General features: G+C 67.5%; 23 protein-coding genes. 4 read left to right on the forward strand and 19 right to left on the reverse strand.

Translation table 11 applies throughout. The features are described from left to right. Window positions 1-19: 19 nt before the first annotated feature. A complete protein-coding gene (locus AC5JDC_RS28250; RefSeq protein ID WP_495846727.1) occupies window positions 20-472 on the reverse strand; it encodes a nuclear transport factor 2 family protein in 453 nt (150 codons plus the stop codon). A 25-nt stretch (window positions 473-497) separates the two neighbouring features. Then, entirely contained in the window at window positions 498-1,322 is an 825-nt protein-coding gene (locus AC5JDC_RS28255) for an SDR family NAD(P)-dependent oxidoreductase (protein WP_495846729.1), read from the reverse strand. Window positions 1,323-1,491: 169 nt separating this feature from the next. On the opposite strand from AC5JDC_RS28255, the gene AC5JDC_RS28260 reads away from it, so the two are divergent. From AC5JDC_RS28260 to AC5JDC_RS28270, 3 genes are all read left to right on the forward strand, one after another. Further along, the gene (locus AC5JDC_RS28260) at window positions 1,492-1,956 is read left to right on the forward strand and encodes a DUF3237 domain-containing protein (RefSeq protein WP_495846731.1); all 465 of its coding nucleotides are present in this window, start codon (window positions 1,492-1,494) and stop codon (window positions 1,954-1,956) included. A 130-nt stretch (window positions 1,957-2,086) separates the two neighbouring features. After that, complete coding sequence (locus AC5JDC_RS28265) at window positions 2,087-2,374, forward strand: type II toxin-antitoxin system RelE/ParE family toxin (RefSeq protein ID WP_495846733.1); 288 nt, start codon at window positions 2,087-2,089, stop codon at window positions 2,372-2,374. A 12-nt stretch (window positions 2,375-2,386) separates the two neighbouring features. Then, window positions 2,387-2,725 (forward strand): HigA family addiction module antitoxin, encoded by a 339-nt coding sequence (locus AC5JDC_RS28270; RefSeq protein WP_106770605.1) that lies wholly within the window; start codon window positions 2,387-2,389, stop codon window positions 2,723-2,725. A 102-nt stretch (window positions 2,726-2,827) separates the two neighbouring features. Here the strand turns inward: AC5JDC_RS28270 and AC5JDC_RS28275 are convergent, their stop codons facing one another. From AC5JDC_RS28275 to AC5JDC_RS28350, 16 genes are all read right to left on the reverse strand, one after another. Continuing rightward, window positions 2,828-3,964 carry an iron-containing alcohol dehydrogenase gene (locus AC5JDC_RS28275; protein WP_495846735.1) on the reverse strand — a complete coding sequence of 379 codons (1,137 nt, stop codon included), beginning with the start codon at window positions 3,962-3,964 and terminating at the stop codon, window positions 2,828-2,830. A 52-nt stretch (window positions 3,965-4,016) separates the two neighbouring features. Continuing rightward, window positions 4,017-5,285, reverse strand: coding sequence for a cytochrome P450 (locus tag AC5JDC_RS28280; RefSeq protein ID WP_495846737.1), 1,269 nt, complete (start codon window positions 5,283-5,285; stop codon window positions 4,017-4,019). Between the two features lie 71 nt (window positions 5,286-5,356). Continuing rightward, window positions 5,357-6,022, reverse strand: coding sequence for an alpha/beta fold hydrolase (locus tag AC5JDC_RS28285; RefSeq protein ID WP_495846739.1), 666 nt, complete (start codon window positions 6,020-6,022; stop codon window positions 5,357-5,359). Between the two features lie 6 nt (window positions 6,023-6,028). After that, window positions 6,029-6,340 carry an alpha/beta fold hydrolase gene (locus tag AC5JDC_RS28290; RefSeq protein WP_495846741.1) on the reverse strand — a complete coding sequence of 104 codons (312 nt, stop codon included), beginning with the start codon at window positions 6,338-6,340 and terminating at the stop codon, window positions 6,029-6,031. A gap of 61 nt (window positions 6,341-6,401) precedes the next feature. Next, on the reverse strand, window positions 6,402-7,661 hold the full coding sequence (locus AC5JDC_RS28295) for a cytochrome P450 (RefSeq protein WP_495846743.1): 1,260 nt from the start codon (window positions 7,659-7,661) through the stop codon (window positions 6,402-6,404). A 74-nt stretch (window positions 7,662-7,735) separates the two neighbouring features. Beyond that, on the reverse strand, window positions 7,736-8,506 hold the full coding sequence (locus AC5JDC_RS28300) for an SDR family NAD(P)-dependent oxidoreductase (protein ID WP_495846745.1): 771 nt from the start codon (window positions 8,504-8,506) through the stop codon (window positions 7,736-7,738). A gap of 11 nt (window positions 8,507-8,517) precedes the next feature. Then, on the reverse strand, window positions 8,518-9,288 hold the full coding sequence (locus AC5JDC_RS28305) for an SDR family NAD(P)-dependent oxidoreductase (RefSeq protein WP_495846747.1): 771 nt from the start codon (window positions 9,286-9,288) through the stop codon (window positions 8,518-8,520). 553 nt (window positions 9,289-9,841) lie between these two features. Beyond that, complete coding sequence (locus AC5JDC_RS28310; RefSeq protein ID WP_495846749.1) at window positions 9,842-10,978, reverse strand: ABC transporter substrate-binding protein; 1,137 nt, start codon at window positions 10,976-10,978, stop codon at window positions 9,842-9,844. A gap of 185 nt (window positions 10,979-11,163) precedes the next feature. Then, complete coding sequence (locus tag AC5JDC_RS28315) at window positions 11,164-11,913, reverse strand: 2-keto-4-pentenoate hydratase (protein ID WP_495846951.1); 750 nt, start codon at window positions 11,911-11,913, stop codon at window positions 11,164-11,166. A gap of 41 nt (window positions 11,914-11,954) precedes the next feature. After that, complete coding sequence (locus AC5JDC_RS28320; protein WP_495846751.1) at window positions 11,955-12,674, reverse strand: ABC transporter ATP-binding protein; 720 nt, start codon at window positions 12,672-12,674, stop codon at window positions 11,955-11,957. 3 nt (window positions 12,675-12,677) lie between these two features. Then, complete coding sequence (locus AC5JDC_RS28325; RefSeq protein ID WP_106770596.1) at window positions 12,678-13,433, reverse strand: ABC transporter ATP-binding protein; 756 nt, start codon at window positions 13,431-13,433, stop codon at window positions 12,678-12,680. Continuing rightward, window positions 13,430-14,308: a branched-chain amino acid ABC transporter permease gene (locus tag AC5JDC_RS28330; protein WP_106770595.1), complete on the reverse strand. Its 879-nt coding sequence runs from the start codon at window positions 14,306-14,308 to the stop codon at window positions 13,430-13,432. Before AC5JDC_RS28330 ends, AC5JDC_RS28325 begins: the two co-directional genes overlap by 4 nt. Next, window positions 14,305-15,198, reverse strand: coding sequence for a branched-chain amino acid ABC transporter permease (locus AC5JDC_RS28335; protein ID WP_106770594.1), 894 nt, complete (start codon window positions 15,196-15,198; stop codon window positions 14,305-14,307). The genes AC5JDC_RS28330 and AC5JDC_RS28335 overlap by 4 nt, the downstream gene beginning before the upstream one ends. Window positions 15,199-15,417: 219 nt before the next feature. After that, the gene (locus AC5JDC_RS28340) at window positions 15,418-15,615 is read right to left on the reverse strand and encodes a DUF1289 domain-containing protein (protein WP_106770593.1); all 198 of its coding nucleotides are present in this window, start codon (window positions 15,613-15,615) and stop codon (window positions 15,418-15,420) included. A gap of 8 nt (window positions 15,616-15,623) precedes the next feature. Beyond that, entirely contained in the window at window positions 15,624-16,319 is a 696-nt protein-coding gene (locus AC5JDC_RS28345) for an EthD domain-containing protein (protein ID WP_495846755.1), read from the reverse strand. Window positions 16,320-16,573: 254 nt separating this feature from the next. Then, window positions 16,574-17,791, reverse strand: a complete 1,218-nt coding sequence (locus AC5JDC_RS28350; protein WP_495846757.1) for a cytochrome P450 — start codon at window positions 17,789-17,791, stop codon at window positions 16,574-16,576. Window positions 17,792-17,957: 166 nt separating this feature from the next. On the opposite strand from AC5JDC_RS28350, the gene AC5JDC_RS28355 reads away from it, so the two are divergent. Continuing rightward, entirely contained in the window at window positions 17,958-18,983 is a 1,026-nt protein-coding gene (locus AC5JDC_RS28355; RefSeq protein WP_495846759.1) for a TRAP transporter substrate-binding protein, read from the forward strand. A gap of 642 nt (window positions 18,984-19,625) precedes the next feature. Here AC5JDC_RS28355 and AC5JDC_RS28360 read toward each other — a convergent pair. After that, a complete protein-coding gene (locus tag AC5JDC_RS28360) occupies window positions 19,626-20,510 on the reverse strand; it encodes a DMT family transporter (RefSeq protein ID WP_495846761.1) in 885 nt (294 codons plus the stop codon). Window positions 20,511-20,578: the final 68 nt, after the last annotated feature.

A 20,578-nucleotide genomic window follows, 5' to 3' on the forward strand; every position in this document is an offset into this window, starting at 1 on the left:
TTTCTGCGATCTTCTGGCTCTATTCCGGCAGAACCCGCACGCTGACGCTTCGGAAGCGCCAGCCGTGCGGCGTGCGGGCGAAGCGGAAGGTATAGGCGCCGCACATCGCGATCTTGCCCGGCCCGTCGCGCCAGTCGGTGATCAGGGCACGGCAGCGGCCGCGTACATCGTCGGGCCCGTCGCCCGGCTCGATCAGCACATCCGTCATCTGGTGGCGGAACTTGCGGTCGAAGCGCTTGACGATCGAATTGTCGATCATCCGCTTGAGCTCGTCATGGCCGGTCACGGTCTCGGCCGGCAGGCCCGAGCCGCCTTGCGCGGCCGGCGGCGCGTTTTCGCGCCTCCAGGTGCCGTCGGCGAGAAAGAGCGCGGCGAAGCCGTCGAGATCGCCGGCGTCTGCAAGATGGACATAGCGCGCCAGCAGATTACGCATCGCAAGCTCGTCGGCGACCGGAACGGCATCGTCCTGCATCTGCATGTTCTCCTGCGTGTTCAGCCTATTCCGTGTAGACGCCGGCTTCGAGCAGCTTCTTCGACGAATAGTCGCCACCCTGCTTCCTGGTGAAGAACCCCGAGGTCAGGCCGCCGTCGATCGGCAGCACGGCACCGGTGACGAAGGAGGCCGCGTCGGATAGAAGCATCAGCGCCACGCTCGCCATTTCCTCCGCCATGCCCATGCGGCCGAGGGGCGTGCGGTCGACGACGGCGTCGATGAAGGCCGGCGGCATGTTGGCGCGCAGCAGCGGCGTGTCGACGAAGCCGGGTGCGATGCAGTTGACGCGCACGCCGTGCCGCCCCCATTCGATGGCAAGATTCTTCGCCAGGCCGCTGACGCCGTGCTTGGATGAGACATAGTGCAGCCGGCCGGCATGGCCGCCCAGCCCGTCGACCGAGCCGATGACGACGATCGAGCCCTTGCCGCGCTCGACCATGCGGCCGCCGAACGCGCGGCAGGTGAGGAACAGCCCCTTCAGGTTGATGTCGAGCACGTCCTCGAAGTCCGCTTCCGGCAGGACTTCGGCGGGCGCCGTGCGGGAGATCCCGGCGCAGGCGAACAGGCCGTCGACCGGTCCGATTTCGCGTTCGAAATGATCCGCCGCCCGCATCGTCGCGTCGGCGTCGCGCACGTCCATGGCAAAGCCGGACGCCTTGACGCCGTGGCTGCGGATTTCGTCGAGCACGGGTGCGATGTCTGCCTCGCGCAGGTCGATGATCGCGACATGCGCGCCATCCCTGGCGAGCGCCATCGCCGCGGCACGGCCTATGCCCGAGGCGCCGCCGGTGATGCAGACGACGCGATCCTTCAGCCCGTAATTCTTCATCGAGGCCTCCCGTCTCGAATGCGCGCCGCCCCGGCAGGCTCCCCGAGCCCCCTAGGGCAGCCCCGGGCTTCAACCTAGCCGCGGCCGCCCGGCCATCTGTCCCCGACATCAGGGACCGTCTTCCCTCGCGATGCAGGCGATGGTGAGCGCACAGACACGGGGAGAAGGCATGGTCGAGATCAGTCTGAAGCCGCTGTTCACGATGCAGGCCGACACCGCCAACGGCGCGACCCATATCGGGCCGGTGCCGGTCGGCTATCTGCGGCGGGTGGTCTTCGTCACCGGCGGCCGCTTCGCCGGCGAGCGGCGGAGCGGCAGGATATTGCCTGGCGGCGGCGACTTCCTGATGATGCGCCCGGACGGCGGCATGCATCTCGACGTGCGACTGGTGCTGGAGACCGATGCCGGCGAGCTGATCTACATGACCTATGTCGGACGCCGCCACGGTCCGCCCGAGGTAATGGAGCGCTACAAAAACTCCGAGGCCGTCGCCTATGGCGAGGACTATTTCCGCACCATCGTCCAGTTCGAGACGGCGGCATCGCGCCTGGCGTGGCTGAACGGCATACTGGCCATCGGCGCCGGCTACCGCACCGCGGAGGGCGCCGTCTACGAGATTTTCGAGATCGAATAGCGGCGCTTGCTAAACTTGGTCTGCCGTTGAACGGCCCGCCGTCCTCATAAGGGATGCTGTATCACGTGGCGATACAATTCTGTTGACGCCCTCACTCGTATCATGGCATGATACGAGTGAGGGGCTGTTGATGATCCGTTCGTACAAGGACAGGATTACGGAAGAAGTGGCACGGACCGCCAAGGCTCCAAAAGGCTTTCCGTCCGACATCGTCAAGCGGGCGGTAAACAAGCTCACCATCCTGAATGCAGCCAACGACATCGACGACCTCAAGTCGCCGCCCGGCAACCATCTGGAGGAACTGCACGGCGACCGCAAGGGACAGCATTCGATCCGCATCAATGATCAATGGCGCATCTGTTTCGTCTGGAACAACGGTGGCGCCGACGATGTCGAGATCGTCGACTATCACCGGTAGCTGGAGGCCGAAATGACCGACATCGTGTTTCCGATCCATCCTGGCGAGATACTGCGAGAGGAGTATCTGGAGCCGCTCGGCATGAGCGCCGGCGCATTGGCCAAAAAGCTCAATGTCCCGCGCACGCGCATCGAGCGGCTTGTCGCCACGCAGACGCCCGTGACCACCGACACCGCTCTTCGCCTCGCCAAATTCTTCAGGACGACGCCGCAGTTCTGGATGAACATGCAGGCCAGCTATGATCTGAAGATCGAGGCCGAGGCCAAGAAGGACGAGATTGCCGCCATCCGGGAACTGGCGGCCAGAAGCCCGCCAGTGCACCGCGAGGGTGCCGTCTTCGACATCGAATAGCGGCAATTTCCGCAAAGACGGCAGCGATTTTCCGCCGGGCGCTGCGAAAAAAACGGGAAACCAGAGCGGTTTTCGTGCCAAAAAAACAGAAAAATTGCCCGCCTACCAAGCGGATTGCAGTATCCCCATCATCTCCGCCTTGCCGGGGATCGGTCGCGCATTGGCTTTCACGCGCGGGTTGGCGAGCGCCGCCTCGGCGACCGCGTCGAGCTGTTTCTCCCGCATGCCGGCATCGCGCAGCCGCGACGGCAGGCCGAGTTCGGCGGCCAGCGCCGCGATCACCTCGGCGAGCGGCATGCCGGGCCGGCCCATCGCTTCGGCGAGCACCGCCTGCCGGTCGGCGTTGACCGCCGCGTTGTAGCGCAGGACGTGCGGCAGCATAATGCAGGAGGTGACGCCGTGGCTCATCCCGGTGACGGCGCTTAGGCCGTGTCCGATGCCATGGCTGGCGCCGTGGCTGATGCCGATCGTCGCCCCCTGGATCGACATCCAGGCGCCGATCTGGCAATCGAGCCGCGCCGCCAGGTCGGCCGGCTCGGCCTTCGTGCGCGGCAGCGCCCGGGCCAGCATGCGTGCCGCATGAAGCGCGGTCGCGTCGGCATAGGGCGCGCGCACCGGCGAGCACCAGGTCTCGACCGCATGGTCCAGCGCCCGCAGCCCGGTGCTGAACCACAGCGCGTCGGGCGTGGCGACGGTCGCCTCCGGGTCGAGGACGACCGCGTCGGCGGCGAGGTCGGGATGATGGAAGGCGTCCTTGACGCCCGTGCGCTCGTCGGTGACGCCGGCATGCTGGGTGTATTCGGCCGCCGACAGCGTCGTCGGGATCGAAATGAGGTAAGGGCGCGGCGATGCCGCCGTCGTCGAGCGCTTCAGCCGGTCGAGATCGGCGGCATCGCCGACATTGTTGGTGAGGCAGATGCGGGCGGCCTTCACCGTCTCCACCACCGATCCGCCGCCCAGCGCGACCACGGCCTCGATGCCGCGGCTGCGCAGCGCGTCGGCGACGCGGATGACATCGGCGCGCGGCGAGTTTGCGGCAACACCGTCGACCCGCCTGACGCAGGTCTCGCCGAGCTCGGCCGCCACCCTGTCCGCCAGCCCGCCGGGCCGGGCGAGGGCCGAGTTGGTGACCAGCACGGCCTGCGTGGCCCAGAAATCCTTGAGGATCTGCGGCAGCGCCGTGCCGGTCGGCTGGCCGTAGACGACGATCTGGCGGGAAGGCGGCTGAAAGCGTCCCATCTGCATCGGGTCCTGTTCCTTTTGTTCGGGCCGACGCGACCGGCAGTGCGGATCAGCCGTTGAGATCGACCCACAGCGATTGCGGTGCCCGGAACGCGAAAGCCGGGGCGTAGCGGACAGGCATGTCGTCGACCCGGCGCATGCCGGGGAAGCGCCTGGTCAGTTCCTCGAGCATCACCCTGATCTCCAGGCGGGCCAGCGGCGCGCCCAGGCACACATGGATGCCGTTGCCGAAGGTGAGGTGCCTGCGGCTGTTCGGCCGCGTCAGGTCGAGGCGGTCTGCGTCGGCGAACTGCTCGCCGTCGCGGTTGGCGGAGGTGAAGGAGATCATGACGTTCGAACCCGCCGGAATGATCGTCCCGCCGATCGTCACGTCGCATTTGGTCCGCCGGCGCCAGTTCACCACCGCGCCGAACAGCCGCAGCCCTTCCTCGACCGCGTTCGGGATGAGACCCGGATCGGCGCAGACCGCTTCCCACTGGCGGCGGTCCGCGAGCAGCGCCTCGATCGTGTTGGTCGCCTGGCTGGTCGTCGTCTCATGGCCGGCGAACAGCAGCCCGAAGGCTGCCGAGTTGATCTCGTTGATCGTCAGCACGGCGTCGTCGCCGCCGCGCAGCCGCAGCAACTCGCTGGCGAAATCGTCGCGCGGCTCGCGGATGCGCCGCGCCATAAGGTCGACGCAATAGTGCCAGAACTTCAGCAGGTTGCGCGCCGCATCGATCTGCTGCGCGCGCGTCGGGCGCGAGAAGCTGAGCAGCAGGCGGTTGGTCGACCACGCCTTGACCTGCTGCGCGTCCTTCTCGGGAATGCCGAGCAGCCTGAAGATCACCTTGGCGGGGAGTTCGTGGGTGAATTCCTGCAGGAGGTCGATGCGCCCGCGTCCCCGCAGGCGCTCGAGATCGGCGACCACCAGCCGGCGGACGTCGTCCTCCATGCCGGCGAAGCGCTTCATGTTCAGCACCTGCGCGGCGAGATTGCGGATGCGCGTATGCCGCGGCGGGTCGCAGTTGACCTGGATGCCTTCCAGCGCATAGCCGCCGTCGCCGAGGATCTTCAGCGCCTCCGGCGGCACGGGCGAGATCGGCGTGTTGGCGTTCGCCGCCGAGAAGCGTTCCGGATCGCGCAGGATGGCGAGCACGTCGGCGTAACGCGTCACCACCCAGTGATCGAGGTCGGGGCTGTAGAAGACCGGCTCCTCGGCGCGCGCCAGAGCCAGCGTGGCATGCATCTCGGCATGGTCGAACGGCTTGTAGCGATGGCCGACGCTGCCCATCGGGCAGGTCGCGGCGGGAATGTCCCAGACTCTGGCGAGATCGCTCATGACTGTGCCTCTCCGCCTGCCGTGCTACGCCCGCGGCCGTCGCGCGTCTGTCACCCTGGGAGGGACCCGGCTCAGTGCGGCCGGTCGAGCGTCGCCAGGAAGCCGAGGATCAGCCGGGACGTCTCCTCCGGCGCTTCCTGCTGCACCCAGTGGCCGACGCCGTCGAGGAAATGCACGCCGCGTACATCGGCGAGCCGCGGCACCGGATCGGCATAGCGGTCGAAGCCGGGGACCATGTAGCGTGTCGGCTCCAGCGTGCCGCCGATGAACAGCGACGGCTGCTCGATGCGGGAATCCGCAAAGGGCCGCATCAGGCTCCAGTCGAGGTCGACGCAGCGGTAGCGGTTGAGCGGGCCGCGCAGGCTGCTGCGCCGAAAACTCTCGGCATAGAAGCGAACGTCCTCGCCGCTGAGCCAGGCCGGCAGCTCGCCCGGGTCAGGCAGCCCGTCGAGCAGCCGGGTGGTTCCGGCCGGGCGGATCAGCACGTTGTCGTCGAGCGATCCCTGCCCGGACAGGCTGCGGAAGAAGATGCGGATGAACCGCTCGAGGTCGGGCTCAAACTCGGCCTCGGCGACGCCTTCCGGTTGGAAATAGGCCTGGTAGAAGACGCGCTCGCCATAGAGGCGCGGCCAGGTCTCCGACGGCTTCTGCGGCGGATGGGCGACCGCCGGAACGGAGACCGTGACCATGCCGCGCACTTTTGCGGGATGCAGCAGCGCCGCCGCTTGCACCTGCACCGCGCCCTAGTCATGGCCGACCAGCACGGCTCCCTCGGGCGCGAGCGCATCGATGACGGCCGCGATGTCGCCGGCGAGTTCGACGATGGAATAAGCCTCCACCGGCCGCGGCTTGTCGGAAGCCCCGTAGCCACGCACCTCCAGCGCCGCGGCGCGGAAGCCAGCCGCCACGACGGCGCCGATCTGGTGCCGCCACGAATACCAGGATTCCGGAAAGCCGTGCACGAACAGCACCAGCGGCCCGGCCCCGGCAAGCGCGACGTTCAGCCGGATGCCGTCCTTGCCGGGAATGGTGCGGAATTCGACCGGTGCGTTCATGCCACCTCCTCGCGATCGCCATCGTTGCCTGTTGCGGCGATCACCGTCGCCGCAAACGCGGTCAGCGCAGCACGACCGGCAGCGACCGCGGCGCGCGGAAGACGTAGGTGTAGGCGTGGTCGATCTTCGCATCCTCGGCCAGCCGTACATCCGGAAAGCGCCTGGTGAATTCCTCCAGCACGATCTTCATCTCCAGCCGGGCGAGTGGCGCGCCGAGGCAGACATGCTTGCCGTTGCCCATGGTGAGGTGCTTGCGGGCGTTCTTGCGGCGCACGTCGAAGCGCTCGGGCTCCTCGAAATGCTTCTCGTCGCGATTGGCCGAGCCGAAGGACAGCATGATGTTGCCGCCGGCCGGTATGGTGACGCCGCCGATCTCGATCTCGGTCTTGGCTCGGCGGCGCCAGCCGATCACCGCGCCGCAATAGCGGAACGCCTCTTCGACCGCGAACGGGATCAGCGAGGGCTCGGCGCAGATCGCCTCCCAGTTCTCCCGATAGGTCAGCAGCGCGCGGAAGGCGTTGGTAAGCTGGCTGGTGGTCGTCTCGTGGCCGGCGAAGACCAGGCCGTAGACGACCGTCGTCAGCTCGTTGAGCGTCAGCACCGAGTCGTCGCCGTCCCGCACCTTGAGCAGGCCGCTGACGGCGTCGTCGCCGGACTCTTCCATGCGCTTGCGCACCAGGTCGACGCAATATTGCCAGTAGGCGACCATGTCCCTGGCGCCGGCGATCTGCTGGTCGTAGGTCGACGGGCTGAAGTTTAGGATGGTGCGGGTGCCCGACCACGCCTTGACCTTCTCCATGTCCTCCTGCGGTATGCCCAAGAGCAGGAACAGCACCTGCGCCGGCAGTTCGTAGGTGAGGTCCGCCAGCAGGTCGGCACTTTGCCGCCCCTCCAGCCGGTCGAGCGCCTTCGTCACCAGATCGCGGATGCCCGGCTCCATCAGGGAGAAGGTCCTGACGTTCAGCAGCTGCGCCGAGGCGTTGCGCACGCGGGTGTGCCGTTCGCCGTCGCAGTTCGACTGTACCTTCTCGGCGGCGAAGTTGCCGGCCTTCATGATGTCGATGGCGTCCTGGTGGACGGGCGAGACCGAGTCGCTGGTGTTTTCCGAGGAGATGCGATCGTGGTCGTGCAGGATCGCCATGGCGTCGTCGTAGCGGGTGACGATCCAGTAGCCGGTCTTGGGCGAATAGAAGACCGGCTCGTCCCGGCGCGCCTCGGCGAGGCCGGCATACATGGTCTCGTGATAGTAGGGGCTCGGACGGCTTCCCGTGCCGTGCACGGGGCAGCCACTGCGCGAGGTGATGCCGGCGACGTCGTTCATTGCCTACCTCCCAGATCAGGTCGCCCATTCTCCGAGACGCGGCTTTGCCGGGATGTCACCCCCGGCGGGTACCCTCAGTTCGGCGAGGATCCGGAATAGAGCGCCATCTGGCCGCCGTCGTTGTTCATGATCAGGCCGGTGACGTAGGAGGCCTGTTCGGAGGCGAGGAACAGCATGGCGTCGGCCTGCTCCTCCGGCTTGCCGATGCGGCCCATCGGGATGCGGCGGCGGCGCTCGACGAACCGGTTCGCGTCGATCGCCTCCATCTCTCTGATCATGTTGGTCTCGGTCAGCCCGGGGCAGAGGCAGTTGACGCGGATATTGTACTGCGCCCACTCGACCGCCAGCGCCTTGGTCAGCCCGGTGACCCCATGCTTGGAGGCGATGTAGCCGACGTCTCCCGGAAAGGCGGCGAAGCCGGCGTTGGAGGAGACGTTGACGATCGCCCCGCCGCGGTTCGAGATCATGCTCTGCGTCGCGGCGGCGCGCGACCAGTAGAACGGCGCGTCGAGATTGATCGCCATGGTCCGCCGCCAGGCGGTGTAATCGCTCGCCGGCTGGATGGTCGACACGCCGGCATTGTTGACGAGGATGTCGACGCGCCCGAACCGCTCGACCACCTCGCGGATGCTGGCCTGCGCCACGGCTTCGTCGGCGACGTCGCCGGCGATCGCCATGGCAGTTCCGCCCGCGTCGCGGATCGAGCCGACGGCTCCGTCGAGGCTTTCCGGCTTGAGATCGTTGAGGGCGACGGTCGCCCCCTCGGCGGCGAACTTGCGTGCCGCGGCGAGCCCCATGCCCGAGGCGGCACCCGTGACGACGACGATCTTGCCCTTGAAGCGCATGTTTCCCTCCTTCAGCCCGGCGACCAGCCGGAGGACAGCGCGATCTGCCCGCCGTCGACGTTGAGCGTCGCGCCGGTGATGTAGGAGGCGTCGTCGGAGGCGAGGAAGGCCATGGCCTTCGCCATCTCCTCAGGCTGCGCCGCCCGCTGCATCGGGATGCGCCGGCGCCGCTCGGCGAAGCGGTTCGGGTCGATCGCCTCCATGTCCTTGATGATCTGCGTGTCGGTGAAGCCCGGGCAGACGCAGTTCACGCGGATGTTGTACTTCGCCCATTCGACCGCCAGCGAGCGGGTGAGCCCGAGCACCCCGGCCTTGGCGGCGATGTAGCCGACGTCGCCGGGATAGGCGACCAGCCCGGCCAGCGAGGAGATGTTGACGATGGCGCCGGCCTTGTTGGCGATCATGCTCTGCGCGGCCGCCGCCTGCGACCAGTAGAAGGGGGCGTTGAGGTCGACGCCGATGATCCTGTCCCACTCGGTATAAGCCTCGGCCGGCTGGATGGTGGCGATCCCGGCATTGTTGACGAGCACGTCGATGCGGCCGTGCCGCTCGATGGTCTCCGCCACGCAGGCCTGCGCCACCTCCTTGCTGGCGACGTCGCCGGGGATCGCCAGGGCCCTGCCTCCCGCCGCCTTGATCACCGCGACGGTCCGCTCTGCGGTCTCGGCCTTGACGTCGTTGACGGCGACGATGGCGCCTTCGGCGGCGAACAGTTTCGACGCGGCCAGCCCCATGCCGGAGCCGCCGCCGGTGATCACGACCACTTTGTTCTTGAAGCGCATGCCGCCGAAATCCTCCCGTGGAAACCGGCACGAGACTTACCGGCGGGACGGTCTGCGTCTGTAACCAGCAGAGGGACAAGGGGGGCGATGCCTCGACCTCGGCTAGGTTGGCCTCGCGAACCAGGTATCGGTCGATTGGCGTTATCGGGTTAACCGGCTTTTGGTCGCGGTTCTGCAATGTCCTGGAGCAGCCGATTCTATACCGACTTTGACGTCCCCATCGTTCCGGCATGGATCCTATGGTCTCCGCGACGGCCTTCGGCCTGCTTCGCCATAGGATGACGAAGTGAAGGGCGTTTCCGCCAAACTCCAACGTTGGCGATTGGCTGCGAACCCCATCGCCTTCGTCAACCTATGGCGAAGCAGGCCGAAGGCCGTCGCGGAGACCATAGGATCCATGCCGGAACGGTAGCGATGTCAAAGTCGGTGAAGAAAGTCCCGCCACCGGGCGCGGGCTCAAATCCGGTAGCTGCCATTCACGGCGACAAGGTCCGGCACTGGATGATGGGCGAGGCCCCACCGTCCAGACGGCGGGTCCTCGCCCACTCCCCGCTCAGGGCGCCAGCTCGAACTTGCCGTCCTTGACCGTGATGACGGCCGCGCCGTAGTTCGGGTTGCGCTTGTCGTCCATCGTCCAGACATGGGTGCCGAGCACCGTCGGCTGGTCGCGCAGCTTGCCGAGCGCGTCCTTCACCTTGTCGCGGTCCGGGCTCGGTCCCGCATCCTTGATCGCCTGCACCGCCAGCGACGCCAGCGCATAGCCCATCGCCGCCCAGTTGTCGGGGCTGGCGCCATAGGCTTCCGTATAGGCCTTGACGAAGTCCTGGTTGATAGGCGTGGGATCGCCGACGAAATAATCGGCGACGACATAGGCGCCTTCCGACGCGGTGCCGGCGGTGGTGATGAAGGATTCCGAGCCGAAGGTCGACGGCCCGAGGAACAGCACCTCCGGCGGCACGCCGCCCTGGCGCGCCTGCAGCAGCACGTTGGACCCGACCTCCGCCGGCGCGGCGACGAAGAAGGCGTTGATATCCTGGCTGGCGAGTTTCGTCGCCAGCGCAAGGAAGTCGGTGTCGGACGACAAAATGCCTTCTTCCGATACGATCTCGACGCCCTGTTCGATCAGCAGCTTCTTGAAGGCGTCCTTCTGGCCAACGAAGCCGTCATTGGCGCGGTCGAACACCAGGCTGACCTTCTTCACGCCGAGCTTGCCGGCCGCGTATTTGCTGAGATGCCCCATGATGTCCATGCCGACCTGCTGGACCTTGTAGGAGTAGGGGCCCGCGTCGAGGATCGCCGTGGACGAGCCGATGGCGAACAGCGGCACCTTCTGGTCGTTGGCGACAGGCGCGCCGCCGGTCGCCTCGAGGCTGGTGGTCGGGCCGAGGATCATCAGCACGTTGTCGCTCTGCGCGAACTTGCTGACCAGCGTGATGGTCTGCGCCTTGTCGCCGGCCGAGTCGGCCTCGACAACCTCGAGCTTGAGATCGCCCAGCGCGCCGGAGCTGTTCGCCTGCTCGATGGCGAGCTTCATGCCGTTCTGGATGGGCACGCCGCCGAAGGCGTAGGGCCCGGTCAGGGCGTTCATCACGCCGATCCTGGCGGTCTCGGCCAGGCTTGGCGCTGCCATCGACGCGGTTGCCAGCAGGAGAGCGCTGCCGGCCATCAGGAGCCTGCGGGTGAGTTTCATCGTGTTCCTCCCTGTCCATGAGGCGCGCGCGGGCGGGTGTCTCCCTGCTCCGGCGCCGCTCGTTGCGTTCGAGTTCATCCCTCCACCCCGGCGACGTTTCTGGGCTCGCCGGACTGTAGTGCATCTATCCGCCGGTCGGAATTTTCCGTCTGTCCCTTCGGCCGGGGGCGGATCCGACGCGTGCCTCAGGCGAAACGCATGCTCGCCACGCCGAGCGGTCCGAAGTCGGCCGTCACCTCGTCTCCCGGCTGCACCGGAAGCGGCGGCAGGCAGGTGCCGGTGGTGACCATCTGGCCCTCCCGCAGCACCAGCCCGAGCCCAGACAACTCGTTGGCCAGCCAGGTCAGCGCGACGCGCGGATCGCCGAGCACGTTGCGGCCGAGGCCTTCGCGCTCGAGCCTGCCGGCGACGCGGCCGACCGGCCGGTAGGCGGCAAGGTCGAGCGAGCGCCAATCCGCGCCGGTGGCCTCGGCCGCGACGAAATAGTGGGCGCAGGCATTGTCGGCGATGAGTTGCGGCGCGCCGACGCGGACATAGTCCTGATAGCGCGAGTCCGGGATCTCGATCGCCGCATGCAGGCTGGCGACGGCGTCCAGGACCTCCTCTACGGAATAGAGCTGCGGCCGCGGCGCAAGGTCACGGCCCATGCGGAAGGCGAATTCGATCTCGGCGACCGCCATGTGGTTCGGACCGGCCGGAATCTCGCCGCCCGAGGGCAGCACGCGCTCGGCCAGGATGCGGCCGGCAAGCGGCCCGTCCACGCCGATATGAGCTTGGCCGGCTGCGCTCGTCGCCGCGATCTTCCAGCCGTAGAGCGGCGTCGCCGGATCCTCGAGCAGGGCCTGCACCGCATAGCCTTCGGCGCGGCTTCGCGGCCGGATGTCGGCAGGCAGTCCCTCGATGAGGGTGCCGGCGCGCCAATGGGCGCGCAGCATGTCCGATGCCGCGCGCAGCGCGTTCTTGTCGAGTGCCGCGTTCACGCGTCGGCCTTCGCTCGGCCGAAATAGTGGTCGGCCACGACGGGGTCGCCGGCGAGCGCGGCGGCCGCGCCCTTGTGGACGATGCGGCCCTGCTCGAGGATTGCCGCGTTGTGCGCGGTCTCCAGCGCCAGCTTGGCGTTCTGCTCGACCAGCAGGATGGTGAGGCCATCCCTGTTCAGCCGCACCAGCGCGTCGAACACCTCGCGGATGATGACCGGGGCGAGGCCCAGGCTCGGCTCGTCGAGCAGCAGTACGCGCGGGCGACCCATCAGCGCGCGGCCGATCGCCAGCATCTGCTGCTGTCCGCCCGACAGCAGGCCCGCCGGCTGGTCGCGCCGCTCGGCGAGGATGGGAAACAGCGCATGCACCTGGTCGAGATCGGCGGACGACGTGCCGCGCATGCCGGCGGCCTGCCGCCCGAGTTCGAGGTTCTCCGCCACCGTCAGCGGCGCGATGACGCGGCGGCCTTCCGGTACCTGGATGAGGCCGGCGCGCGCCACCTTGTGCGCCGGGCGACCGGAGATCGTCTCGCCCTCGAGCCTGATCTCGCCCTCGGCGAGCGGGACGATGCCGCTGGCGGCGTTGAGCAGCGTCGACTTGCCGGCGCCGTTGGGCCCGATCAGCGCGAAGATCTCGCCTTGCGCCACCGAGAGCGTGACGCCGCGCAGCGCCCGGATGCCGTTGTAGGAGACGGAAGCGTTCTGGATCGTCAGCACGGCTCAGCTTCCCAGATAGGCTTCGATGACACGCGGATTGCCGGCGACCTCGTCCGGCGTTCCTTCCGCGATGAGGCGGCCGAAGGCGAGCACGTAGATGTGCTCGCACAGCGACATGACGAAGCGCATGTTGTGCTCGATGAGCAGGATCGCCACGCCCTGCCGCGCCACGTCGCGGAAGATGTCGGCGAGGCTGTAGGCCTCCGCGTCGTTCATGCCGGCGACCGGCTCGTCGAGCAAGAGCACCGACGGCTCCATGGCGAGCGCCCGCATCATCTCGATGCGGCGCTGATGGCCGTAGGACAGGCTGCCGGCCGGGTGGCGCGCCAGCGCCGTCATGCCGAAGCGGTCGAGCAGCGCATGCGCCTTGCGCTCGAACTCCCGGCGCTCGTGATGGGCGGAGGGCAAGCCGAGCATGTTGGCAAGCGTGCCCGCTTTCTCGTGCCGGTGGAAGCCGGCGACGACATTGTCGAGCACGGTGGCGTCGCCGATCAGCCGGATGTTCTGGAAGGTGCGGGCCACGCCGGCCCGCGCCAGCGTCGGCGCGTCGGCCTCGGTCATGTCGTCGTCGCCGACCAGGATGCGGCCGCCGCCGACCTTGAGCAGGCCGGTGATCAGGTTGACGACGGTGGTCTTGCCGGCGCCGTTGGGGCCGATCAGGCCGGTGATCCGGCCGGGCGGCGCCTGCAGGCTGACGCCGTCGACGGCCGGCAGGCCGCCGAAGCTGCGCGCGATGTTGTCGAGCGTGAGCGCCTTCATGCCGTCACCGTACCGGTTTTCGCCTTGGCCGTCGCGATCCGGCGCCGGCGCAGCGCCGCGAGCGCCGTGTCGGCGACGCCGCGCGGCAGGAACACGATCGAGACCATCAGCAGGGCGCCCTGGACCACCATGCGGTATTCCTGGAAGCCGCGCAGCAGCTCGGGCAGCACCGTCAGGATCACCGCCCCCACCAGCGGGCCCCAGATCGATACCCGGCCGCCCAGCACCACCATGGCCAGCACGATGACCAGCATGTTGAAGCCGTATTCGTTGGGCGTGATCGAATAGCTGTTGTAGGCGTGCAGACCGCCCGCCAGGCCGGCGATTGCGCCGGACAGGATGAAGGCGATCATGTGGTGCTTCGGCACCGAAATGCCGAGCGAGACGGCGACCGTCTCGTCCTCGCGGATGATGTCGAAGGCCCGGCCGATGCTGGACGAGCCGATGACGGCCAGGAAGTACCCGACCACGACCACGGCGACGAGCATGCCGACCAGGCCGACCGTCTTGGGAATGCTGTTGATGCCGAGCGCCCCCTCGGTGAGATCGACCCAGTTGAGCGTGATCGACAGCACGATCTGCACCAGCGCCAGCGTCGCCAGCGCCTGGAAGACGCCGCGCAGCCGGGCGAGCGGGATCGCCACCAGCGCCCCGGCCAGCGTGCCGATGCCGAATGCTGCGACCAGTCCCAGCCAGGTGGGCATGGCGAGCTTGGTCGCCAGGATGGCGGCGGCATAGGCGCCGAGCGCGGCGAACGCCGCCGTGCCCAGCGAGAAGACGCCGGCGCGCAGCACCACATATTGCGAGAAGGCGAGCAGCGCGTTGAACAGCGCAAGCTCCAGCAGCGGCGCGTAGGAGTTGAGGAAGCCGATCATCGGCGGGTCACCCGGGCGACGGCCGCCGTCCCGCCGAAGAGGCCTGTCGGGCGGACGAGCAGCACGAGAAACAGAGCGGAGAAGACGATGGCGTCGGCCAGGCCGGCGGACAGATAGGCGACCGTCAGCGTCTGGATGATGCCGATCAGCAGCCCGGCGATCAGCGCGCCGGGAATGCTGCCCAGTCCGCCCAGGATTATGACGACGAAGGCGCGCAGCAGGAGCGGCTCGCCCATCATGAAATGCACGGAGTTGAAGACGATGCCGATCAGCACGCCGGCGATGCCGGCCAGCGCGCCCGATATGAAGAACACCTGGAAGTTGATGGCGAACGGATTGATGCCGAGCAGCTTCGAGGTGCTTTCGGAGAAGGCGACGGAGCGGATCTGCCGGCCGAAGCTGGTCCGGTAGAGGTAGTAGAGCAGGCCGATTACCATCAGCACGACGATGCCTATTATGACGAGCTGCAGAAGCTGGATGCGCAGCCCGAAGAAGCTGAACACGACGATCGGGAAGATGTCGAAGGGGAAGCGCATCACCCGCGTGGCGGTGAGCTGCTGGGCGAGCGACAGCAGGATGAGGCTTGCCCCGATCGACGACACGATCGAGGAGAATTCGGGCGCCCCACGCTTGCGCAGCGGCCGGAAGGCGACCCAGTCGAGCACCACCGAGACGGTGCCGCCGCCGAGCGCTCCGATCAGCACCGCCACCGGGAACGGCACGTCGAACAGCATGACGGCGTAGAGCCCGGCGAAGGCGCCCCACATGAACACTGTGCCGTGCGCCATGTTCATGATGTGGTTGACGCCGAAGATGAGCGTAAAGCCGAGCGCGAACAGGCCGTAGACGCTGCCCACGACCACCCCGTTGAGCAATTGCTGCATCAGCATGGCGGGACGCGTCCTCCCGCGCCGAATGACAGCGGGCATCCGGGCGATGACCGCCCATCCTCGTGCTTCACCAGTTGATCCTCCCGTCAGCCGCCGGCTTTCGCCGCAAGCTGGTGTCCTCGATCGCCACGTTGCCCTCTCAAAACGTGACCGCGCAACCATTTTGCAGTCGCTGTCGCCAATTTCTGTCACTGCGGCGAGGGACGGCGGGCGCGCCATTTAATCGCCGGCGCCGCACCGCTCCGGCGGCAGCGACGCCAGGCGTGCCGGCAGGGCTTCGACGACGCCGGCACGCGCCTCCTCGGTCATGTCGAACCACAGGAACACCTCGCGCACCGTGCGGCCGCAGCCGACGCAGAAGCCGGCATCAGGATCCTGCCGGCAGATACGCCGGCACGGTGTTGCGATACGGTTCATGTGTCCCGTCACAGGCGCGGAAACATCACTTCCTTGACCAGCAGCCGGTGCGAGGGCGGGCTGCCGACGAAATTCTTCTCGTCGGCCCGCAGTTCGGCCATGTAGGAGGGTGCCGCCCACGCCGCCCGCGCATGGTCGAGGCTGTCGAACCAGAACTCCGAGATGCCGTCATAGGGCACGAAACCCTCGGTCGTCTTTACGGTGTCGGCGCGGGCGTGGTGCTGCACGTAGCGGTTGGCGTATTTCTTGAACGCCTCGTTGCGCGCCACCAGCGCGCCGTGCACCTCGCGGTAATGGCGGCTGAACTCGGCCGGGCTGAGGCCGGCCCTGCGACGCGGCAGGCTCAGTATCTTGACGCCGCGGGCTGGTCCGTCGAGCACCACCTTCGCCTCGGCCACGAACTGCACCATCTGCCCGGGGTCGACGAAGTCCTCCGCGCCGATGCTCTTGCCGAGCGGGCCGTCATGGACGGCGTCGGCGTCGTCCTTCAGCTCGATCTGCACGAGGCCGTCCCACAGCGGCTCCGGCGTGACCTCGGGAATCGCCGGCAGGACGCGGTTCTGGCGATAGCTGGCGACGCTCGACCAGAAGGTGTCGCCAGACAGCAGCCGGGACGCATGCCCGTTGCTCCAGGCTGCGGTGAAGTCCTCGACCGTCAGGCCGGGCTTGCGTTTCAGGAAGGTGAAGTGTCGGAACGTCGCCACGGGGTGAGCTCTCCAGGTTCGGGCTGTGCCGCCGGTCAGGCCGGCAGGGCTATCGCATACGGGGCTACCCCCACCCCTAACCCCTCCCCTCAAGGGGGAGGGGGATATTGCCGCTGTTGTGCCAGACATGAATCGGTGACGATTTCGCTCGGCATGGCGGCCGCAAAGTTCCCCTCCCCCCTGAGGGGAGGGGTCAGGGGTGGGGGTAGCCGGCCGGCCGACGCCTCCAGAGCTTCCATATGCGATAACCCCAGTCAGGCCGGCGTGACGCGGAGCGGCAGCCGCTCAAGGATGCGCAGCTGGTTGTGGATGAGGTATTGCGGCTCGCCGGCCGGCTCGATCGTGCCGACGCGGCGGACGAGCTCGCCCAGCATGCACTCGGCCTCCATGCGCGCCACGTTCTGGCCGATGCAATTGTGGTCGGCGGCGCCAAACGACATGTGGACGTTGGCGGTGTCGCGCATCACGTCGAAGTCGTCCGGCCGCTCCCATTTGCGCGGGTCGCGGTTGGCGGCGGTCGGGAAGGTCGCGATCTTGGTGTCGCCGCGCAGGAAATGGCCGCTGAGCTCGGTATCCCCGGCCGTGCAGCGGTAGACGAGATGGTTCGGCGCCTGCAGCCGGATCGCCTCGTCGAAGACGAAGCGCGCCCGTCCGGGGTTCTGCTTCAGCACCGACCACTGGTCGGGATGGCCGGCGAGCAGCAGCAGCGCCGCCGACATGCCGCTGATGGTGGTGTCCATGCCGCCGCGCACCAGCGAGCGCGTGATGTTGGAGGCGATGCCCGGCAGCAGCTCGCCGGCCTCCTCGGCCTTGAAGAACGCGTCGGCGATCGAGCCGGGAGCGACCGCGTCGCGCTGGCAGGCCGCCATGAACCAGTCGAGATAAGGCTCGCCCGCCTTCAATCCCTTGTAATAAAGCTCGTTCTCGGGACCCGTCTGGTTGAACGACATGTAACCGATGGCGCGGATGGCGTCGGCGTCGAAGCGGATGCCCATCGCCACCGGAAAGCCGCCGAACACGACCGCCTCGACGAGGTCGCGCACGCCGTCGAACGTGCCCTTTTCAAGGATCGCGTCGACCGCGAGCCTGGCCTTCTCCTCGAACAGCGAGCGCCACTTGCGGATCACCAGCGGCGACATGATGCGGTTGGCGACGCGGCGCGTCTCCGTGTGCTGCGGGGGGTCGACCTCCACCAGCGCGCTTGGTGGGCGGCCGCGGAACTCCGGCTTGCGCGCGTCGGTGATGCCGACGCCGCTCGACGCGGTGAAACGGCCGTAGTCGGTCACCACCTGTCGCAGTTCGTCATAGCGGCCGACGCCGTAGACGCCGTATTTCTCGAACCAGACCACCGGCCCGGCATCGAGCAGCGCGCGGTAGAAGGGCAGGGGGTCCTCCAGCACCGCCATTGCATAAGGGTCGAGCGTCATCGACGGCGGTTCGAGCAGATCGGATTTTTGGGCCGGCGCGGCCATGCGTCTTCCTCCCCTGTCGGAACAGGGAAGATGTAGGCGCCCTGCAACGGTCCCTCCGTCCCCCGCGTGTGGGACTGCCGTCCCGCCCCCGTCACCCCGCAAGGGACATACGCTCTTGCCGCCCGCTCGCATGCTGCGAGGGAAACCACAGCTCTGGGAGGAGACCATGCTGTTGAAGATGCTGGCCGGCGTGGCGCTGGCGGCCGGATTGTCGCTGTCGGCGACGGCGGCCTTCGCCGAGACGGTGACCATCCGCTATTCGAACTGGCTGCCCGCCAATTTCTTCCTGTGGGACGATGTCGTCCATCCCTGGCTGAAGGAGATCGAGCAGGTCACCGAAGGCCGGGTGAAGGTCGAGGTGTCGCCGAAGGTCGTGGGTACGGTTTCGGCGCAGTACGATGTCGTGCGCGACGGCCTGGCCGACCTGTCGTGGATGGTGGCCGGCTACACGCCCGGGCGCTTTCCGATGATCGAGCTCGGCGACCTGCCGCTGATCGGCCCGGATGCGGCGGTGCTGGCGCCGGCCTTCGACCGGACTTACCGCGCCCGCATCGCGCGGCACGGCGTTTTCGAGGGCGTCGAGCCACTGTCGCTGCTGGTGATCACGCCGCTGCAGGTCGTGACCAAGGGCAAGCCGGTCGCCTCCGTCGATGGCCTTGCCGGACTGAAGCTGCGCAGCAGCTCCGTGACCTTGACTGAGGTGCTGAAGCTGGTCGGCGCGGTGCCGATCCTGAAATCCGCCGCCGAGGCTTATGAGATGCTGGCCACCGGAACGATCGACGGCCAGGTCACCAACCTCAACACCATTCCCGGCTTCAACCAGCTCGACCTGATGGACGGCGTCTACCATGTGCCGGGCGGCCTGGCGAATTCGGTCATCGTCATGGGCCTGAACGCTGACAAATGGGCCGAGATCTCCGAGCAGGACCGCGAGGCGATCATGGCGATCTCGGGCGAGGTCTTCGCCAGGAAGGTGGGAGAGGCCTACGACAAGGCGGACAAGCTCGCCCTGGAGAAGATGCGCGCCGCCAACTACCGCATTGCCGAAGCGTCCGACGAACAGATCGCAGAGCTCAAGGTCAGGCTGAAGCCGCTCGAGGACGCCTGGATCGCACGCGCCAGGGCGGCGGGTCTCGCCGATGCCCAGGAGGTTCTCGACGCCTACAAGGCGGAGGTCGCCAAGTCCTACTAGCTGAGCACTGGCCGCCGCTCCCAGCGCGCGGCGAAGCCGTTGCGGCAGCGCCGCTATAAGCAAAAAAGGGGGACAGTATATTTTCTTCGGCAGAAAGGCGGCGGCAGTCCAGAAGTCGCGCGGGCCGAAAAAAGCAAACTGTCGACAGCACTTACCTGCTTTCGCCGCGATCCCGGCGGCAGGCAAGAGACGCGTTTCAGCCGATTTCTATCCCCTCCCTTTCCGTCTCGCCGATAATCCCGGCAGTTCCTCCCGCGGGAACACCGGTCGCGACGGTGGTTTGGTGGGGAGGGACCGGCGCCTCCGGTGCGGGAAGACGTAGCCCGCGCCCGGGGAGGCCCGTCCGAAGGTTCCTCCTCCGCAACTATGTGCGGGGCGCACTGGACGAGTGCTGCGGCATGGCCAGCCGAGGCGACGCAAGAAGCCGGAGCCGGAGCTATAGCGAAGCGGAACGGGATGGTGCCCGAAATCGCCGGCGGGGCGCGAAGGCCGCGCCATGTTTTTACTAAAGAGGCTCGGCCCAGCGCCCCGCTTCCCGACTTCTCCCTCCGCGGCAGGGAGCGCTCTTCGAACAATGGCCAGACTGCGAAGGCAGGGCGTGGCGAGGATGGAGCGTGGCTGCGGCTTCCGGCGGCAGGCCCGTCAGCGATGTTGGGCCCGCGCCAGCCGGTCGCGGTGCATCAGGTAAAGCCCGCCCGCGATGATGATGGCGCTGCCCAGCATCGTCCAGCCGTCGGGGATGTTGCCGAACAGGAAGTAGCCGAATAAAGCCGTCCACAGCATCTGGACATAGGCATAGGGCGCCAGCACCGAGGCCTCCGTCGTCCGGTAGGCGCGCAGGAACAGCCAGTGTCCCATGGCGGCGAAGGCGCCGAGCGACAGCAGCACCGCCCATTGCAGTCCGTTCGCCGGCAGCGAGCCGGTCAGCGGAACGGCCGGCAGCATGAACACCGTCGCCACCACCGCCGGCAGGATGAGCAGGCTCTCCTGCGTCTCCATGGCGCTCATGCGCCGCGTCATGATGACGAACAGGCTGTGCGTCAGCATGGCGAGCAGGGCCGAGGCGTGGCCGGCCTTGAACGTGCCGAAGCCCGGCCTGGTGATGACCAGCACCCCGATCAGGCCGACGCCGACGGCGATCCAGCGCTGCCATTCCACCTTCTCACCGAGCAGCGGCTGGGCAAGCGCGGTGATGACCAGCGGTCCCATAAAGATGATGGCGATGAACTCGACGAGCTGCAGCGTGATCAGCGACCAGAAGCTGAACAGGCCGGAGAGGAACAGCAGGATGCCGCGCAGAACGTGCGCGCCGGGATTGGCCGGGGCGAAGCGCTGCGGCCTGACCCAGAGCCTCAGCAGCAGCGACACCAGCACTGCGTGAACGAGGAAGCGCGTCCAGCTCAGGAAGGGCGGCTGCATGCCGGCAAGCACCAGGTATTTCGCGCCGGCGTCGGTGCAGGAGAACAGGAAGAAGGCGCCGAAGAAGCAGAAGATCGACGAGAGCGGCGCGGGACCGTTGGCGGTCATCGAGGTGTTCGACTTCTGCCGCGATGAAGGCGCGGCGTGCGAGCCTGGAGGGGCGGCACCGGTCGGCC

This window comes from Kumtagia sp., assembly GCF_059502445.1.

What these genes read in the sequence shown, in the direction of transcription:
- AC5JDC_RS28250 (WP_495846727.1), bottom strand. Translation starts at nt 472, where the DNA reads ATGCAGGACGATGCCGTTCCGGTCGCCGACGAGCTTGCGATGCGTAAT.
- AC5JDC_RS28255 (WP_495846729.1), bottom strand. Translation starts at nt 1,322, where the DNA reads ATGAAGAATTACGGGCTGAAGGATCGCGTCGTCTGCATCACCGGCGGC.
- AC5JDC_RS28260 (WP_495846731.1), top strand. Translation starts at nt 1,492, where the DNA reads ATGGTCGAGATCAGTCTGAAGCCGCTGTTCACGATGCAGGCCGACACC.
- AC5JDC_RS28265 (WP_495846733.1), top strand. Translation starts at nt 2,087, where the DNA reads ATGATCCGTTCGTACAAGGACAGGATTACGGAAGAAGTGGCACGGACC.
- AC5JDC_RS28270 (WP_106770605.1), top strand. Translation starts at nt 2,387, where the DNA reads ATGACCGACATCGTGTTTCCGATCCATCCTGGCGAGATACTGCGAGAG.
- AC5JDC_RS28275 (WP_495846735.1), bottom strand. Translation starts at nt 3,964, where the DNA reads ATGGGACGCTTTCAGCCGCCTTCCCGCCAGATCGTCGTCTACGGCCAG.
- AC5JDC_RS28280 (WP_495846737.1), bottom strand. Translation starts at nt 5,285, where the DNA reads ATGAGCGATCTCGCCAGAGTCTGGGACATTCCCGCCGCGACCTGCCCG.
- AC5JDC_RS28290 (WP_495846741.1), bottom strand. Translation starts at nt 6,340, where the DNA reads ATGAACGCACCGGTCGAATTCCGCACCATTCCCGGCAAGGACGGCATC.
- AC5JDC_RS28295 (WP_495846743.1), bottom strand. Translation starts at nt 7,661, where the DNA reads ATGAACGACGTCGCCGGCATCACCTCGCGCAGTGGCTGCCCCGTGCAC.
- AC5JDC_RS28300 (WP_495846745.1), bottom strand. Translation starts at nt 8,506, where the DNA reads ATGCGCTTCAAGGGCAAGATCGTCGTCGTCACGGGTGCCGCCTCGGGC.
- AC5JDC_RS28305 (WP_495846747.1), bottom strand. Translation starts at nt 9,288, where the DNA reads ATGCGCTTCAAGAACAAAGTGGTCGTGATCACCGGCGGCGGCTCCGGC.
- AC5JDC_RS28310 (WP_495846749.1), bottom strand. Translation starts at nt 10,978, where the DNA reads ATGAAACTCACCCGCAGGCTCCTGATGGCCGGCAGCGCTCTCCTGCTG.
- AC5JDC_RS28315 (WP_495846951.1), bottom strand. Translation starts at nt 11,913, where the DNA reads ATGCTGCGCGCCCATTGGCGCGCCGGCACCCTCATCGAGGGACTGCCT.
- AC5JDC_RS28325 (WP_106770596.1), bottom strand. Translation starts at nt 13,433, where the DNA reads ATGAAGGCGCTCACGCTCGACAACATCGCGCGCAGCTTCGGCGGCCTG.
- AC5JDC_RS28330 (WP_106770595.1), bottom strand. Translation starts at nt 14,308, where the DNA reads ATGATCGGCTTCCTCAACTCCTACGCGCCGCTGCTGGAGCTTGCGCTG.
- AC5JDC_RS28335 (WP_106770594.1), bottom strand. Translation starts at nt 15,198, where the DNA reads ATGCTGATGCAGCAATTGCTCAACGGGGTGGTCGTGGGCAGCGTCTAC.
- AC5JDC_RS28340 (WP_106770593.1), bottom strand. Translation starts at nt 15,615, where the DNA reads ATGAACCGTATCGCAACACCGTGCCGGCGTATCTGCCGGCAGGATCCT.
- AC5JDC_RS28350 (WP_495846757.1), bottom strand. Translation starts at nt 17,791, where the DNA reads ATGGCCGCGCCGGCCCAAAAATCCGATCTGCTCGAACCGCCGTCGATG.
- AC5JDC_RS28355 (WP_495846759.1), top strand. Translation starts at nt 17,958, where the DNA reads ATGCTGTTGAAGATGCTGGCCGGCGTGGCGCTGGCGGCCGGATTGTCG.
- AC5JDC_RS28360 (WP_495846761.1), bottom strand. Translation starts at nt 20,510, where the DNA reads ATGACCGCCAACGGTCCCGCGCCGCTCTCGTCGATCTTCTGCTTCTTC.